Origin of the sequence: Pseudomonas sp. TH32 (genome assembly GCF_016650855.1) — a bacterium.
Classification (GTDB): Bacteria; Pseudomonadota; Gammaproteobacteria; order Pseudomonadales; family Pseudomonadaceae; genus Aquipseudomonas.
Genome location: NZ_JAEKFA010000002.1, coordinates 1,139,703 through 1,156,722, shown reverse-complemented (window position 1 = coordinate 1,156,722; position 17,020 = coordinate 1,139,703). Strand labels below are relative to the sequence as shown.

The 17,020-nt window shown below is 62.1% G+C and carries 11 protein-coding genes and 4 pseudogenes; 5 read left to right on the top strand and 10 right to left on the bottom strand.

Translation table 11 applies throughout. The features are described 5' to 3' along the window. Nucleotides 1-5: 5 nt before the first annotated feature. The 4 genes and pseudogenes from JFV30_RS09035 to JFV30_RS09020 all read left to right on the top strand — a co-directional run bounded on the left by JFV30_RS09035 (nt 6) and on the right by JFV30_RS09020 (nt 4,732). On the top strand, nt 6-314 hold the full coding sequence (locus JFV30_RS09035) for a DUF485 domain-containing protein (protein WP_010173637.1): 309 nt from the start codon (nt 6-8) through the stop codon (nt 312-314). Beyond that, nucleotides 311-1,957: a cation acetate symporter gene (locus JFV30_RS09030; protein ID WP_201123161.1), complete on the top strand. Its 1,647-nt coding sequence runs from the start codon at nt 311-313 to the stop codon at nt 1,955-1,957. The genes JFV30_RS09035 and JFV30_RS09030 overlap by 4 nt, the downstream gene beginning before the upstream one ends. 29 nt (nt 1,958-1,986) lie before the next feature. Beyond that, nucleotides 1,987-4,040: pseudogene (paaZ, locus tag JFV30_RS09025) on the top strand (phenylacetic acid degradation bifunctional protein PaaZ). A gap of 129 nt (nt 4,041-4,169) precedes the next feature. Further along, a pseudogene (locus JFV30_RS09020) lies at nt 4,170-4,732 on the top strand (GNAT family N-acetyltransferase). A gap of 8 nt (nt 4,733-4,740) precedes the next feature. On the opposite strand, the gene JFV30_RS09015 reads toward JFV30_RS09020, so the two are convergent. The 5 genes and pseudogenes from JFV30_RS09015 to JFV30_RS08995 all read right to left on the bottom strand — a co-directional run. Then, nucleotides 4,741-5,754: a GNAT family N-acetyltransferase gene (locus JFV30_RS09015; protein ID WP_201123154.1), complete on the bottom strand. Its 1,014-nt coding sequence runs from the start codon at nt 5,752-5,754 to the stop codon at nt 4,741-4,743. Between the two features lie 14 nt (nt 5,755-5,768). Then, complete coding sequence (gene tauD / locus JFV30_RS09010; RefSeq protein WP_201123153.1) at nt 5,769-6,602, bottom strand: taurine dioxygenase; 834 nt, start codon at nt 6,600-6,602, stop codon at nt 5,769-5,771. A 2-nt stretch (nt 6,603-6,604) separates the two neighbouring features. After that, a pseudogene (gene tauA, locus JFV30_RS09005) lies at nt 6,605-7,590 on the bottom strand (taurine ABC transporter substrate-binding protein). A 162-nt stretch (nt 7,591-7,752) separates the two neighbouring features. Next, the gene (locus tag JFV30_RS09000) at nt 7,753-8,622 is read right to left on the bottom strand and encodes an isocitrate lyase/PEP mutase family protein (protein WP_201123152.1); all 870 of its coding nucleotides are present in this window, start codon (nt 8,620-8,622) and stop codon (nt 7,753-7,755) included. A gap of 140 nt (nt 8,623-8,762) precedes the next feature. Then, nucleotides 8,763-9,536 (bottom strand): annotated as a pseudogene (locus JFV30_RS08995) (SDR family NAD(P)-dependent oxidoreductase); the annotation flags it as partial. 139 nt (nt 9,537-9,675) lie between these two features. Here JFV30_RS08995 and JFV30_RS08990 point away from each other — a divergent pair. Continuing rightward, on the top strand, nt 9,676-10,824 hold the full coding sequence (locus tag JFV30_RS08990) for an aldose epimerase family protein (protein ID WP_201123151.1): 1,149 nt from the start codon (nt 9,676-9,678) through the stop codon (nt 10,822-10,824). Between the two features lie 45 nt (nt 10,825-10,869). Here JFV30_RS08990 and araH read toward each other — a convergent pair whose 3' ends face one another. From araH to JFV30_RS08965, 5 genes are all read right to left on the bottom strand, one after another. Continuing rightward, nucleotides 10,870-11,838: an L-arabinose ABC transporter permease AraH gene (araH, locus tag JFV30_RS08985; RefSeq protein ID WP_169387952.1), complete on the bottom strand. Its 969-nt coding sequence runs from the start codon at nt 11,836-11,838 to the stop codon at nt 10,870-10,872. Nucleotides 11,839-11,848: 10 nt separating this feature from the next. Beyond that, on the bottom strand, nt 11,849-13,390 hold the full coding sequence (gene araG, locus JFV30_RS08980) for an L-arabinose ABC transporter ATP-binding protein AraG (protein WP_201123149.1): 1,542 nt from the start codon (nt 13,388-13,390) through the stop codon (nt 11,849-11,851). A 64-nt stretch (nt 13,391-13,454) separates the two neighbouring features. Further along, a complete protein-coding gene (locus JFV30_RS08975) occupies nt 13,455-14,459 on the bottom strand; it encodes a substrate-binding domain-containing protein (protein ID WP_201123147.1) in 1,005 nt (334 codons plus the stop codon). A gap of 56 nt (nt 14,460-14,515) precedes the next feature. After that, nucleotides 14,516-15,391 (bottom strand): SMP-30/gluconolactonase/LRE family protein, encoded by an 876-nt coding sequence (locus tag JFV30_RS08970; protein WP_201123145.1) that lies wholly within the window; start codon nt 15,389-15,391, stop codon nt 14,516-14,518. A gap of 39 nt (nt 15,392-15,430) precedes the next feature. After that, nucleotides 15,431-17,011, bottom strand: coding sequence for an aldehyde dehydrogenase (NADP(+)) (locus JFV30_RS08965; RefSeq protein WP_201123143.1), 1,581 nt, complete (start codon nt 17,009-17,011; stop codon nt 15,431-15,433). Nucleotides 17,012-17,020 lie beyond the last annotated feature (9 nt).

Genomic DNA, 17,020 nt, shown 5'->3' with positions numbered 1-17,020 from the left:
CCGTCATGACCCCCGACGATATCGAACGCATCCGTCGACATCCCGATTTCATCCAGTTGGTACGCCGCAAACAGAACCTGTACTGGTCGCTGTCGCTGATCATGCTGGTGATCTATTTCGGATTTGTGCTGTTGGTGGCGTTCTCCCCGGCCACCCTCGGGCAGTCGTTGAGCGGCGGCGTGACCACCGTGGGCATGTTGGTGGGTGTGGTGATTGTGCTGCTGGCGTTCGCGCTGACCGGCTTTTATGTGTACCGCGCCAATCATGTGATCGACCCGCTGAACGACAAACTCAAGCAGGAGTGCGCAGCATGAGCCGGCTGGTGGCATGGTTTCTCCTGCCTTTGGCGTTGGCCACGGACTTGGCGGTGGCCGCCGATGGCGCGTCCCGGCCATTGAACTGGAACGCCATCGGCATGTTCCTGGTGTTCGTGCTGTTCACCCTTGGCGTCACCCGTTGGGCCGCCCTGCGCACCCGCTCCGCCAGCGACTTCTACACCGCCGGCGGTGGCATGAGCGGGTTCCAGAATGGCCTGGCGATTGCCGGCGACATGATCTCCGCCGCGTCATTCCTCGGCATCTCGGCGATGATGTTCCTCAACGGCTATGACGGTCTGCTCTACGCCCTGGGTGTGTTGGCCGGCTGGCCGATCATCCTGTTCCTGATCGCCGAACGCCTGCGCAACCTGGGCAAATACACCTTTGCCGATGTGGTGTCCTACCGGCTGGAGCAAACGCCGGTGCGCCTGACCTCGGCCTTCGGCACCCTGACCGTGGCACTGATGTACCTGGTGGCGCAGATGGTTGGTGCCGGCAAGCTGATCGAGCTGCTGTTCGGCATCGACTACCTGTATGCGGTAATGCTGGTGGGCGTGCTGATGGTGTTCTACGTGACCTTCGGCGGCATGCTCGCGACCACGTGGGTGCAGATCATCAAAGCGGTAATGCTGCTGTTCGGCACCACCTTCATGGCATTCATGGTGCTCAAGCACTTTGGTTTCAGCACCGAAGCGATGTTCGCCGGGGCCACCGCCGTGCATGCCAAGGGCAACGCGATCATGGCGCCGGGCGGCTTGCTGTCGAACCCGATCGATGCGATTTCCCTGGGCCTGGGCATGATGTTCGGCACCGCCGGGCTGCCGCATATCCTGATGCGCTTCTTTACCGTCAGCGATGCCAAGGAAGCGCGCAAAAGCGTGTTCTACGCCACCGGTTTCATTGGCTACTTCTACCTGCTGCTGATCATCGTCGGCTTCGGTGCCATCGTCATGGTGGGCACCGATCCAAGCTTTCGCGATGCCAATGGCGCAATCATCGGCGGCGGCAACATGATCGCCGTGCACCTCGCCCAGGCCGTGGGTGGCAACCTGTTCCTCGGGTTCATTTCAGCGGTGGCCTTCGCGACCATCCTGGCGGTGGTGGCCGGGCTGGCGTTGTCCGGCGCATCGGCGGTGTCCCACGACCTGTATGCCTGCGTGATCCGCAAGGGCCAGGCCAGCGAGCAGCAGGAAATCCGCGTGTCGCGCATCGCCACGCTGTGCATCGGCGTGTTGGCGATCATCCTCGGCCTGCTGTTTGAGTCGCAGAACATTGCGTTCCTGTCCGGCCTGGTACTGGCAATCGCCGCCTCGGTGAATTTCCCGGTGCTGTTCCTCTCGATGTACTGGAAGGGCCTGACCACCCGTGGCGCGGTGACCGGCAGCCTGGCGGGGCTGGTCTCGGCCATCGTGCTGCTGGTGCTGAGCCCGGCGGTGTGGGTCAACGTGCTGCATTACGAAAAGGCACTGTTCCCGTACTCCAACCCGGCCCTGTTCTCCATGAGCCTGGCGTTTTTCAGCGCCTGGGCCTTTTCCGTCACCGACCGTTCGCCCCGCGCCGCCATTGAGCGCGGCCGCTACCTGGCGCAGTTCATTCGCTCCATGACCGGCATTGGTGCCGCAGGCGCCAGCAAACACTAACTCTCTTTATCCAACCCGGAGGAATCGTGATGCCTCACGCCCCTACCCTGCAAAGTTTTATCGCTGGCCGCTGGATCGGCCAACACGGCGCCCAGGTGCTGCGCAGCGCCATCGACGGCCACGAACTGGCGCGCACTCATGAAGAACGTCCGGACTTCGCCGAAGCCATCGAGCACGGGCGCCGCCAGGGTGTCAGCGGGCTGATGGCCCTGGACTTCCAGCAACGGGCCCAGCGCCTCAAGGCTATAGCCCTGTACCTGAGCGAGCGCAAAGAGCAGCTCTACGCCCTCTCCCACCACAGCGGCGCGACCCGTGCCGACAGCTGGATCGATATCGAAGGCGGCAACAGCACGCTGTTCACCTACGCCAGCCTCGGTTCGCGGGAATTGCCGTCGGGCAATATCGTCCACGAAGGCCCGGCAATGCAGTTGAGCAAGCTGGGGAGTTTCGCCGGTACGCACATCCTGGTGCCCCGTGGCGGCCTGGTGGTGCACATCAACGCGTTCAACTTCCCGATCTGGGGCATGCTGGAAAAATTCGCCCCGAGCTTTCTGGCGGGTATGCCGTGCATCGTCAAGCCGGCCAGCGCCACCAGCTACCTGACCGAAGCCGTGGTGCGCCTGATGGACGAATCCGGCCTGCTGCCACCGGGCAGCCTGCAACTGGTGATCGGCAGCACCGGCGACCTGCTCGACCGCCTGCAAGGCCAGGACGTGGTGACCTTCACCGGCTCCGCCGACACCGCGGCCAAGCTGCGGGTCAACCCGAACCTGATCCGCAACTCGGTGCCGTTCAACGCCGAGGCCGACTCGCTGAACTGCGCGATCCTCGCTCCCGACGTCACCCCGGACGACGAAGAATTCGAGCTGTTCATCAAGGAAGTCGCCCGGGAAATGACCACCAAGGCCGGGCAGAAATGCACCGCCATTCGCCGCGCCATCGTGCCGGCCAAACACGTCGATGCGGTTGCCACTCGCCTGCGGGACCGCCTGAAAAAAGTCGTGGTGGGCGACCCGTCGGTGGAAGGCGTGCGCATGGGCGCGCTTGCCTCCCACGATCAACAGAAAGACGTGGCCGAGCGCCTGGAAAGCCTGTTGCAGAGCAGCGACATGCTGTTCGGCGCCCGCGACGGGTTTGAGCCGCGCGGTGAAAACGTTCGCCAGGGCGCGTTCTTCGCCCCGACCCTGCTGCAGGCACGCGACCCGCACGCTGAGGGTGGCGCCCACGACATCGAGGCCTTCGGCCCGGTCAGCACCCTGATGGCCTACGACGACCTGGACGAAGCCCTCGCCCTGGCCGCACGCGGCAAAGGCAGCCTCGTCGCCAGCCTGATCACCAAAGACCCGCAGATTGCCGCCAAAGCCATCCCGGTGGCAGCCGCCTGGCACGGCCGCCTGCTGGTGCTCGACCGCGAATCCGCCGCCGAGTCCACCGGTCACGGTTCCCCCTGCCCCAGCTCAAACACGGCGGCCCGGGGCGCGCCGGTGGCGGCGAAGAGCTCGGCGGCCTGCGCGCGGTGAAACACTACCTGCAACGCGCGGCGGTCCAGGGCTCGCCGACCATGCTGGCGGCCGTCACCGGCGAATACGTGCGCGGCGCCAAGGTCATCGAGACCGAAGTGCACCCGTTCCGCCGGTTCTTCCAGGACCTGCAGATCGGCGAATCGCTGCTGACCCACCGCCGCACCGTCACCGAGGCCGACCTGGTGAACTTTGGCTGCCTGTCGGGCGACCACTTCTACATGCACTTCGACGACATCGCGGCCAAGGAATCGCAGTTCGGCAAGCGCATCGCCCACGGTTACTTTGTGCTGTCGGCGGCGGCCGGTCTGTTTGTGTCCCCGGCGCCGGGCCCGGTGTTGGCGAACTACGGGCTCGACACCCTGCGCTTTATCAACCCGGTGGGCATTGGCGACACCATCCAGGCGCGACTGACGTGTAAACGCAAGATCGACCAGGGCAAGAAGAGCCCGCAGGGCATTCCCCAGGGCGTGGTGGCGTGGGATGTGGAGGTGACCAACCAGTTGGGTGAGTTGGTGGCCAGTTATGACATCTTGACGTTGGTGGTCAAACGCGAGGACTGATCGCTCGGACCAATGTGGGGCTCGACAGCTCCCACATTGGATCTCGGTTGATCAGGAGAGTGTGTTTGCCTCCCGCCTGATTGATTTTTTGCGCCGGACAACACACCGTAGGGATCGTTTTTCCAAAAGGTGACGCCCACCGTGTCCGACTTCCCCCTCATCAAAACCGAACGCCTGCGGCTCAGGGAACTGACACCGCAGGACGCAGCGGTGCTGTTTGCGATTCATGGCGATGCGGAGGCGATGAAGTGGTTCGGCACCGATCCGCTGACCGAGCCTCGGCAAGCGGAGCAATTGATCGAGCTGTTTGCCAGTTGGCGCACCTCGGCCAATCCGGGGTTCGCTGGGGGATTGAGGACACCGCCACGGCAGCGCTGATCGGCACCTGTGGATTCTTCAAATGGAATCGTGGGTGGCGAAGCTGCGCCATCGGGTTTGAATTAGCGCAATCGGCACAAGGCCGCGGGCTCATGACGGAGGCGGTTTAGGCCGCCGTTCAATGGGCGTTCCAGCACATGGCGCTCAACAGGATCGAAGCATTGGTCCACCCCGACAACACCCCGTCGCTGAACCTGCTTGAAAAAGCCGGGTTCGTGCGTGAAGGCACGCTGAGGCAGGCCGGTTACTGGAACGGAAGTCACCAAGACCTGGTACAGCTTTCGCTGCTGCGTGGGGAGTGTGAGTACCGTTAATAAAGGGGTCAGCCTGCGATCCGGCGGTAAACCAGCGTATCGCGCACTCCGAAGTACTCGCAGCGACGCGCGCCTTCAAGGGTTTCCACCCATTCAAATCCCGCAGCCTCAGCCAGTCGTTGGCTGGATAGGTTCGCCGAGGAAGTGGTCAGACGCAGTGTGTGCCCGGTCAACTGCGAAACCAGAGCAGCCAAAGCCTCCCTCATCAGCCCCAGGCCGGCGTGAGCCTGATTGCCCCAATAGCCAACTTCGAAGCTGTGAACCTCATCGGCCAGCGGCAGCAGGCCGATACAGCCCACCAATATCTGCGGATCGTCGCGAGATAACAGAAAATACCTTTTCTCCCCGGCAGGTTCATCGAAGTCTTTTTTCGCCCGCTGCAAGCTTTCCTGCGCGTCCTCCAGCGTCCAGTGCGGCTTGCTCCATACTAGAAACTGGCGGTGCAGTGCGTAGCTGGCGTTCAACGCATCGGCGAGTTTTTCAGCGAGCGCCACATCAGGCGCAACCAGGGTCATCCGGTCAGTTTGCAGGGTTGTGGGCAGCGGAGCTTGTTGTTCAATGGTTTGCACCCATACGAATCCTTCGTCTTCACTAGGCGTCTCAAGCATATTGAACACGCTTTTCAACGCCTCCTCCGGCACCCTCTTGTCAGCGCTGCGTTGTGCGTTTCGCGCTAACGCCAGCTCCAAGGGTGCGCTCACCAGGATGCCCGTTACCGGGATTGCATATTCCCTGATGATGGAAAGCAGCTCCTCCCGATGACGCCGCGCCGGCAAGGCTGCATCAAAGACGATCGCCCCGCGCCCCAATCGCTCAAGGTTCTCCGACACCCAGCGCGACTTGCCAGCCCCTTGCACGCCCATGACCACATACACATGAGCGCCCTCTGACGCTTCTGAGAGCACGAGCCTCAACCGCGCATACGCGAGCTGCCATGCCTGTCGATTTCGCTCAGGCGTGAATTCCCTGCCGAACTCGGTTTCCAGATAGTCGTCCGGGTTGATCACCAGGGGCAGGTCCATCGACTGATCCTCCATCAAAAAGGTACGTCACCCAAAATCGTCGCGCGGTGCATCACCCGCCTTTGCGGCCGGTAATCATCAATCGCGTAATGCTGGGTAATGCGGTTATCCCAAAACGCTACATCATTCGCCTTCCACCGCCAACGCACGGTAAATTCCGGGCGGCTCACGTGGCTGAACAACAGCCGCAGCAGCGCCTCGCTTTCTGCCGCCTCAAGCTCGTTGATTCGCGTGGTGAAGCCTTCATTCACAAACAATGCCTTGCGACCCGTAGCGGGATGGGTCCTGACCACCGGGTGTGACAGCGGCGGGTGATCCTTCCTGGCTTTTTCGTAGCGTTCCAATGCTTCGGGCGTGGTGCCAAACCGTTCGGTGGGAAAGGACTTGGTCAACTCGTGGGTAGCGGTCAGGCCATCAAGCAGGTGCCGGAGGGGGGCCGATAACGCTTCGAACGCCGCCACGCCATTGGCCCACAACGTATCCCCGCCGAAGGCCGGCACTTGCCTGGCCGCCAGCACGGAGCCCATCGCCGGCGCCGTGAGGAAGGTCACGTCGGTATGCCAGATGGCGTTGTCGCGTACATCGGTCACGGCGGTGTCGATCAGCAGCAGTTCCGGGTGCTGATCAACGTGCGGATAAATAGGATGCCGGTGCAAATCACCAAACCGCGCGGCAAACGCTACGTGCTGCGCGGGGGTAATGGCCTGGTTACGGAAGAACAACACCTGATGCTGCAGCAGTGCTTGCTCCACCCAGTAGCGCTGTTGGTCAGTCAGAGGCCGGGACATATCCAGCCCCTCAACCTCGGCGCCGATGGCAGGGCCAAGGGGATGAAGTGTCTGGCCCATGATTACTCTCCGACGAACTTGTCGCTGACAAAGGCTGAATAGTCCGGCAGGACCTTTTCGATTTTCCCCTGCTCCTTCAGAAATTCGGCGGTCTTGGCGATTTCCTTGGCAGTGCCGCCGGCGAGGTATTGGGCGCTTTTCTGTTCGGCGGCTGTCGGGAACGAAGAGCCTTCGAGCAGTTCGGGAATGTCCGCAGCGTTGGCCCCGGTGAGCCGGGCGATGCTCTTCACAGGGGCAGAGTCAGCGGTCCAGTCTTTTTATGCGCCGCATAATCGGCAATGGCTGCCAGGCTGACCTTGGCAAAGTCGGCCACGACCTTGGGGTTCTTTTCGGCGAAATCCTTGCGTGCGACCCACACTTCAAAGGTCGGCGCGCCCCAGTTTGAAACCTCGCCAGCGTCGGTCAGGATCTTGCCGGTCTTGCGGATTTCACCCAGGGCAGGCGACCAGGTAAATGCCCCGTCGATATCGCCACGGGCCCAGGCGGCGGTGATTTGCGCCGGTGTCAGGTTGACGATGTTGACCTTGCGCGGGTCCAGGTTCCAGTGCTTCAGCGCACCCAGCAGGCTGTAATGGGAGGTCGAGACAAACGGCACGGCGATGGTTTTGCCGATCAGGTCGTCAGGGTTCTTGATCCCGCTGCCGTCGCGCACCACCAGAGCCTCGGAACTGCGAATCTGTGCGCTGACAATGAACGCCACCAACGGCATGTTGCGCGAAGCTGCTGCGGCCAGCGGGCTAGAACCCAGGTTGCCGATCTGTACATCGCCGGACGCCATGGCCGCCAACACGGCCGGGCCCGCATCGAATGCGCGCCAATCGATTTTCTGGCCAATGCCCTGTTCATATTCGCCATCGGCAATCGCGCGTTTGATCGGGTCGATGCCGTTGATGTAGCCGAAGGTCAGCTCAGCGGATTGAGCACTTAGGGAAAGGACAGCGAGGCCCACAGCCGAGAAGAGATTCCGGGCCAGTTTCAGCGTTTTCATTTTTATAGATTCCTGAGCGGATAAGACTTGAGCAGCGCGGTTCCCGGCTCTCCAAGGGTCAACTCAGTTAGATGATATTGATCTATAAAAAATAAAATAAATAATTTTATGGAATTAGCTTAGAGCCTCTGCAGGAGCGAGCTTGCTCGCTCCTGCAGGGTTTCACTCTTGAACGTCCATGAACTCTTTGGCCCAGTTCACGTAGGTATCGGGGAACGTGTAGGTATGGGTCAATTCGCTGGCCGTCAGGTTTGACGTGCTGCGCGTAAGGTTGCGCTGCTCGCGAAGGCTGTCGTAGGTGGCCTTGATCGAGGCGAAGTAGGCGCTGTGGCCCGCCACCACGATCCGCACGCCCAGTTTCGCCAGGCGTTCATTGTCGTTGAGGTTCGGGTTGGCGTAGGTCACCAGCATCAGCGGCACCGTCAGGCCTTCAGCGATCTGTTCAAGGTGGTCGAAGTCACGGATGCCCACCATGCAGATACCGTCTGCACCGGCCTCTTGATACGCCTTGGTGCGATGGATAACGTCTTCCACCGGCAGCACGGCGGCGTTGGTCCGGGCGATGATCGAAAGCTGCGAGTCGACCCGCGCCTCCAGCGCCGCCTTGACCTTGCCCACGCCCTCTTCGGTGCTGATGAGGTCGGTGGATTTACGCCCGAACTGCGCGGGGAGCAAGGTATCTTCAATCGTCAGCGCCGAAACGCCCGCACGCTCCAGTTCCTGGACGGTGCGCATCACGTTCAGCGCATTGCCGTAGCCATGATCGGCGTCGGCAATCACTGGAAGTTGCGCCACCCGACCGATCCGGGTGGCCTGCTCGACGAATTCACTCAGGGTAATCAGCGCGAAGTCCGGTGCAGCCAGGACCTGCAGCGACGCCACCGAGCCTCCCAGGATACCGACTTCAAAGCCCAGGTCCGAGGCGATCCTGGCCGACATCGGGTCAAATACCGAGGCCGTGTGAAAGCAGTGTTGGGAGGCCAGCAACTCGCGAAACGAGCGCCGTAGATCCTGGTGGGAAATTTTCGACATGTTCACTCCTCACTGTCGCCGTATACGCGGGAACGACCAGTGCCAATTCAAAAGTAACGCTAGCGTATCACGCCGAAAAAAAATGGTTGATGACGTTTGAGAAACTTAGATATCACGGTTGGCACCGGCGTTTCAGACCCACCCCCATCCACAATAAAATTCTGCGCCGAACACATCGCCGACACATCAGACGCCAGAAACAGTGCCATGTTGGCGATATGCTCAGGCTGCACACTGCCCGGCAGGCACTGGCTGCGGCTGATCAGTTCCCGGGCTGCATCGTCCACCCACATCGCCAGTTGCTTTTCGGTCATCACCCAACCCGGCACCAGGGTATTGACCCGGATCCGTCCAGGCCCCAGTTCCCGTGCCAGTGCGCGGGTCATGCCGTGGGCGGCGGCTTTGCTGGCGGCGTACACCGGGTAGCCGCTGGAGGCCATCATCCAGCCGACGGACCCCAGGTTAATGATCGACCCGCCTCCCGCGGCCTTCATCATCGGTACCACGGCCCTGGTGGCAAAAAAAGCGTGCTTGAGGTTGACCGAAATCAGCTGGTCGAACAGCGCTGAGTCGATTTGATCCAGGGTGTGCCGAACGTCGTTGGCGGCATTGTTCACCAGCACGTTGATCGGCCCCAGGGTTTGCGCAAGGCGCCCGATCGCGGCCTTGTAGGCGATCTCGTCGGTGATGTCGCAATGGGCGAATTCGACGGCATGGCCCTCGGCCGACAATATCGCCGCCAACCGGTCGCCCTGCCCTTGTGCCCGGTCCACAAACGCCACCTTGGCGCCCTGGCGTGCAAAGGCACGCACCATGGACTCGCCAATCCCGGAGGCGCCACCGGAAATCAACACGGTTTTATCCCGCAGGTCCGGGTACGTCGCGTGGGCTACAGGCTGTTTCTCAGTGTTCATGTGACGGTCACTCCGATCTATTTAGTCTTATTTTATATTGCAAATTTCGCGTTTATGTCTATATATCAGCACTGCATGTGATCGAAACACAATAAATAGTCGAACTATTTAATCAACAACAATAAAAGGTAGCTCCGTCATGCGGCAATCCCGATTCCTGCTTACCAGCCTCGGCCTCTCCCTGGCGATGGCCAGCCTTGGCGCTCATGCCGCTGGCCGGTCCAGCGAACACAAACCCTTCGGCAAAACCAATGACGGCACCGCCGTCGAGCAGTACGTGTTGCGTAACAGCCATGGCATGCAAGCCACGGTCATCACCTACGGCGCTGTATTGCAGTCGCTCAAGGTACCGGACAAACACGGTCAGTTCGCCGACGTGGTACTGGGCTTCGATAACGTCCAGGGCTATCAGGCCGGCACCGCGTTCTTTGGTGCGACCATCGGCCGGTTTGGCAACCGCCTGGCCAAGGGCGCGTTCGAACTGGACGGCAAGCACTTCCAGGTGCCCCTCAACGACGGGCCGAACTCGTTGCATGGCGGCGCCCAGGGCTTCGACAAGCACGTGTGGAAAGCCCAGCCCGTCAAACAAAAGGACTCGGTGGGCGTGACCTTGAGCTACCTGTCGAAGGACGGCGAGATGGGGTTTCCCGGCAACCTTAAAGTCGACGTCACTTATAGTCTGAACGACAAAAACGAGCTGCACATCGACTACAAGGCCACCACCGACAAACCCACGGTGCTGAACCTCACCAACCACAGTTACTTCAACCTCGCCGGCGCCGGTAACGGTGACGTGCTCAAACAGCTGGCCACCCTGCATGCCAGCCATTACACCCCGGTCAACAGCACCTTGATTCCCACCGGCGAGCTGGCCCCGGTCGCCGGTACACCGATGGACTTTCTCAAACCCACCGCCATCGGCCAGCACATCAAGGACGATCATCCCCAGCTGAAATTCGCCGAACCGAAACAAGGAGGCTTTGACTTCAACTGGGTGCTGGATACCCAGGGCGATGTGGGCAAAGTGGCCGTCGAGGTGAGCGACCCGCAGTCCGGCCGCCGCTTGCAACTCTATACCAGCGAGCCGGGCGTGCAGTTCTATACCAGCAACTTCCTCGACGGCTCGCTCAAGGGCAAGGGTGGCAAGCCTTACGCCCACTGGAGCGCGTTTACCCTGGAAACCCAGCACTACCCCGACGCGCCCAACCAGCCGAACTTCCCTTCCACCCGCCTCGACCCTGGCCAGACCTACACCCATAACACCGTGCTGAAATTCTCCGCCGAGTAAACCGATGGGAGCTGCCGGGCTTCAGCGCGGCAGCTCCCACAGGGATCAACGTTGTTTCATGCGGTCGATCACCACGGCCAGCAGCAGGATCGAGCCCCGGATCACATACTGGTAGAAGGTATCGATGTTCTTCAGGTTCATCGCATTCTCGATGATCGCCAGGATCAGCACCCCGGCAATCACATGGCGAATCATGCCAACCCCGCCGCTCAACGACACCCCGCCCAGCACGCAGGCAGAAATCACCGTCAACTCAAAACCCTGGCCAATCATCGGCTGGCCGGAGGTCATGCGCGAGGCCAGGATCACGCCGGCCAGGGCGCCAATCACGCCGTGCACGGCGAAGATGATGATCTTGGTGCGATCCACGTTCACACCCGCCAGCAACGCCGCTTCCGGGTTGCCGCCGATGGCCATGGTGTTGCGCCCGTAGGTGGTGTAGTTGAGCAGCCAGCCGAAGAACAGGAAGCACACGATGGTGATCAGGATCGGCACCGGCACACCCAACAACTGGCCGTTGCCAAAGACAAAGAACGAATCCTGGGACACACCTACCGCCTTGCCATTGGCAAAGATATAGGCCAGCCCGCGCACGATCTGCATGGTCGCCAGCGTGGTAATCAGCGCATTCACCCGCAGCTTGGCGATCACGATTCCGTTGATCAACCCCACCACCAGGCCCATCAGCAGCGCTGCGCCGATACCCAGAAAAACGCTGTCGGTGTCGCGCATCACGATCGCCGCTACCACCCCGGCGCAGGCAATCACCGAGCCCACTGACAGGTCGAAATGCCCGGACGCCAGGCAATACAGCATGGTGCACGCGGCAATCCCGGTGGTGGAGATCGCCAGCCCCAGGCCGCGCATGTTGAGGGGCGACAGGAAGTTGTCGATCAGCAAGGTGCAGAGCACGAAGATCCCCACCGCTGCCAACAGCATCGCCCAGTTATCCAGCAGGCTGCGCAGGTCCAGGGGCTTGCGCGCCGTAGGCAAAGCAGTGTTTTGGCTTGTCATAGTCACCTCGTCAGTTCCCCTGGCCGTCGGCGCGTTGGCGCGGCAGGGCCATTTGCAGCAGGTTGGATTCATTCGCGTGTTCGCGCAGCATTTCGCCGCGCATTGCGCCTTCACACAGCACCAGGATCCGGTCGGAAATCCCCATCACTTCCATCAGGTCGCTGGACACCACAATCACCGCAATTCCGCGAGCCGCCAGGTCGTGGATGATCTGGTAAATCTCGGCCTTGGCGCCGATGTCGATGCCCCGGGTGGGCTCGTCCAGCAGCAGCACTTTCATCGGCATCGACAGCCACCGACCGAGAATGGCCTTCTGCTGATTGCCGCCGGAGAGGTACATGATTTTCTGCGCCGCCGTGGGCGTCTTGACCTTGAGCGCCTTGATCTGCGTGGAGGCGTTGTGCTTCTCCCAACGGCCGCGCAACAACCAGCCAAAGCGCGAATGTGCACCGCGCGCGCTGATATTGATGTTCTCGGCGACGCTGGACAGCGGCACGATGCCCTCCTTCTTGCGGTCCTCGGGGCACAGCAAGATGCCGGCATCGATGGCGTCACGGGGTGAGCGCAGGCGCAGGGTCGTGCCGCACAGGTCAAGGCCGCCTGCGGTCGTGCGCTCCAGGCCACCCAGCAGCCGCAACAACTCGGTGCGCCCGGCGCCCACCAGCCCGAACAGGCCGAGAATCTCGCCCTGGTGGGCCTCGAAACTCACGGGCTCACGCAAGCCCGGGCCCTGCAGGCCAGTGACCTTGAGCGCCACCGCACCCCGCGCGCGGGGGCGGTAATCGTAGATGTCCTGAATGTCGCGACCGACCATGCAGGTCACCAACTGATCGTGGGTCAGCGTGCTCATGTCCTCGAAGGTGCGTACGTAGCGACCGTCCTTGAACACCGTCACCGCGTTGCAGATACGGAACACCTCTTCCATGCGATGGGACACGTACAGCACCACTTTGCCCTCGTCCCGCAAGCGGCTGATGATTGCCATCAGGCGGTCGATCTCCCGCGCCGACAGGCTGCTGGTGGGTTCGTCGAAGGCAATCACATGAGCGCCACGAGACAGCGCCTTGGCGATTTCCACCAACTGGCGCTGGCCCAGGGACAGCCGCCCGACTTTCTCCTGGGGGTCGATTTCATCCGCAAGGCCCTTGAGGCACGCCAACGCCTGCTGGCGCAACGCACTGCGATTGATCAAGCCAAAGCTGGCCGGCAAATGCCCGAGGAACAGGTTTTCGGCCACGCTCATTTCCGGCACCAGGTGCAACTCCTGGTGGATCACCGCGACGCCATTGGCGATGCTGTCCGCCGCGCACTTGAAGGCCATGGTGTGTGCGCCGATCTGCACGCTGCCGCTGCTCGGTACGTACGCGCCGCCAAGGATTTTCAGCAGCGTGGATTTGCCGGCGCCGTTCTCGCCCATCAAGGCGTGGACCTGTCCGGGGTGGGCGCTGAAGCTGATGCCATCCAGCGCCTTGACCCCGGGAAACGTCTTGCCGATGGCGTTGAAGCACAGGCTGGCGCCGGCACTGTCGGGTTGTTTCAGTTGCGCGTGCATAAGCACCTCTTCACACAGGTCAGGCAGCCCTGTCAGCAGGGCCGCCGGGGAACGCCAGCGGTCTTCAGTTCCACAGACCGATCTTTTCCAACTCCTGCTTGAAGTTCTCGCGGGTGATCAGCGTCACCTCGTCCATCGCCGTGTACTTCGGGGGTTCCTTACCGGTGGTGACCCACTCGAACATCATGCTCGCGGTGTTGTAGCCCTCGATGTGCGGGCTGGGCAGCATGGAACCGAAGAAGCCGCTGTTGGCTTTCTTCAACTCGCCGATGGCGTCGGTGCCGTTGATGCCGATACCGATGACATTGGCGGCGGCAAAGCCCGCACTTTCAGTCGCACGCACGCCGCCAAGCACGGTGTTGTCATTCATGCCGCCGATGATCAGGTTTTTCGCGCCGCCGGGCAGTTTCACCAGCGCCGAGTTGGTAGCGTCCATGCTGCCGGGGACGTCGAGGGTCTTGAGGGCGGCGAACAGAATGTGGTCGTCCGGGATACCCGCCGCTTTCAGGGACTTGACCGAACCGTCGGTGCGTTTTTTGCCGGTGTCGAGTTCGTTGTAGGTGTTGATCACCGCGTAGGTGTCTTTCCAGTCCCAGCCGCGTTTTTTCGCTTCAGCGGCCATGGCGCTGCCCTGCTTCTCGCCGACTTCAAAAGCAGCCATGCCCAGGTAAGGCACGTCCTCCATGAAGTTGCCCTTGGCATCGACAAAACGGTCATCCACGGCGATCACTTTCAAGCCGTTGGCTTTGGCCTTGGCCATGATGGCCGGGCCGAGGGACACGTCCGGCGGGCAAATCACAAAGCCCTTGGCACCATTGGCGGCCAGGCTGTCGATGGCCGAGAGGGTTTTCTCGCCGTCGGGCACGGCGATCTTGATCACTTCAAAGCCTTTGTCCTTGCCGGCTTTTTCGGCGAAAGCCCATTCGGTCTGGAACCAGGGCTCTTCGGCCTGCTTGACCAGAAAACCGATCTTCACCGGTTCTGCAGCCAGCAACAGGCTGCTGAGGCTGACGGCGGAGACCGCCACAGCGGCGCAGCACAGGGAACGGATACCACGACGACGTTTCATAGGGTGACTCCTTGTTGTTGTTTTTGAGTACGTTAAACAGCGGTGTAGCCCGGGGGTTATCCTGCAAACCGGTGGCAGATTTTCCCCGGTACATCGACCTCGATCGCCAGTACCGCGCCGTCCAGCGGGTGATTCAGCGGGCTGGCGGCACTGGTGATGTACAAGGTCTTGAGGTCAGGGCCTGCGAACACGCAACTGGTGGGCCGGCTGACCGGCAGCTCGATCACGCGGTCGACTTCGCCACCCGGCGTCAACCGGAGCAGGCAACTGCCGTCCCAACGGGCGTTCCAGAGATAGCCTTCGGCGTCCATGGCCGAGCCGTCCGGGCCACCGCGCGGGTGAGGCCCAAACCAGGTTTGCGCGGGTGCGAGCTGCCCAGCGTCGGTGATCGCGTGTCGATACAGCGTGCCGTCCAGGCTGTCGCCAAAATGCACGTGGGTGGCTTCGTCGTTCCACAACAAGGTGTTGGGAATCCCCAGGCCTTGCAGCAACGGCGTGACCTGCCCATCGACATCCACCCGGAACAAGCCGCCGGAACGCCGCAGTACCGGCAGGTCTTCACCCTGTGCGCCGATATTGTTCTGCATGGTGCCCAACCACAGCCGGCCCCGGGCATCGCAACGGGCTTCGTTGGCACGGTTGCCCGGTTGCGGGTCGGCGACGCAGAGCAGGGTCAGGCGTGGATCGGTCGGCGCCGAATTGAGGTCGAGCCGATACACGCCGCTGCTCAGGGTCACCAGTGCGTCGCCGCTTGCACACGGGATAAAGGCCGAGACGGGCTCCGGCAGTTGCCAGGTGTTTAGTTGCCCGCCCTGCAGGCGCAACGCCTGCTGGCCGATGATATCCACCCAATACAGCGCCTGGTCCGGCACGTCCCAGAACGGGCCTTCGCCCAACCGGGCCCGGTGCGGTGTCACTGCGGTCCACGACATGAAACCTCCTGCGTTCTGGTTGTTTTCAGGCGGTAAGGGTTACAGCGCCTCGCGAGACGGCTGCCCATCCACCAGACGCTGAATGCGCAAGGGGTTGGCATTCTTCAGTGCGTCGGGAAGCAGGCTATCAGGGTAATTTTGAAAGCACACAGGTCGCAGGAAACGATCGATTGCCAAGCTGCCCACCGAGGTGCCGCGAGCATCTGAAGTCGCCGGGTAAGGTCCGCCATGGACCATCGCATCACACACCTCGACGCCCGTGGGGTAGCCGTTGAGCAGGATGCGGCCGACTTTCTGTTCCAGCAGCGGTGTCAATTCGCTGAACTGCGCGAAGTCTGCCGGCTCGCCAATGATTGTCGCCGTCAGTTGGCCGTGCAGGCCGTGCAACGCGGCACTCAGTTGCACCTGGTCGGCGACCGCCACGAAGACCGTGGTGGGGCCGAACACTTCCTCCTGCAGCACTTCATCGCCGTTGATCAGCAGGCTGGCATCCGCTTTAAACAGTTGGGGCTGCGCCTGGTTGCCGGCTTGCGCCTGGCCAGCCAGGTGTTCAATGCCAGGGTGGGCGTGAAGCTTTTGCAGGCCTTTGCCATAGCTGCTTAACGTGCCGGCGTTGAGCATGGTTTGTGCCGGTTGGCCGCCCATTAACTGAGCGACCTGATGGATGAATGCACGGAACGCAGGCGACGCAATCCCGATCACCAGGCCCGGGTTGGTGCAGAACTGGCCGCAGCCTTGTACCACTGAGGCGACCAGGTCGCGGGCCACGGTGCCTGCCCGGTCTTGGAGGGCCTGGGGCAGGACGATAACCGGGTTGATGCTGGACATCTCGGCAAACACCGGGATCGGTTGCGGGCGCGCGGCCGCCATATCACACAGGGCTCGGCCGCCCTTGAGCGAACCGGTAAACCCCACGGCCTGGATCGCCGGGTGCTTGACCAGCGCCTCCCCCACACCGGCGCCGAAGATCATGTTGAATACGCCATCGGGCATGCCGGTGGTGTGGGCCGCCCGCAGGATCGCATCGGCCACCCGCTCGGCGGTGGCCATATGGCCGCTGTGGGCCTTGAACACCACCGGGCAGCCGGCGGCCAGCGCGGCGGCGGTGTCGCCACCGGCCGTGGAAAAGGCCAAGGGAAAATTGCTCGCCCCAAACACCGCGACCGGCCCCAGACCGATGCGGTATTGGCGCAGATCCGGGCGTGGCAAAGGCTGCCGGTCCGGCAACGCCCGATCGATACGCGCACCGTAGAAATCACCGCGACGCAACACTTTGGCGAACAGCCGCATCTGGCCGCTGGTACGGCCGCGCTCACCCTGGATCCGCCCGGCGGGCAATGCCGTTTCGCGGCAGACCAGCGCGACGAAGTCATCGCCAAGGGCGTCCAGCTCATCGGCGATCGCCTCCAGGAACGACGCGCGATGCTGCGCGCTCAGGGTTCGATAGGCCGGGTAAGCCGCCGCCGCAGCGCTGGCCGCAGCGTCGACTTCCTGCGCCGTCGCCTGGTAGAAATCAAAGGGCAAGGCCTCACCCGTGGTGGCGTCGACACTCTGGAGCGTGACGCTGCCGGCAGCGCTGCGCTGGCCGCCGATGTAGTTGTGGCCGCTGATCCGGGTCATGCCTGTCTC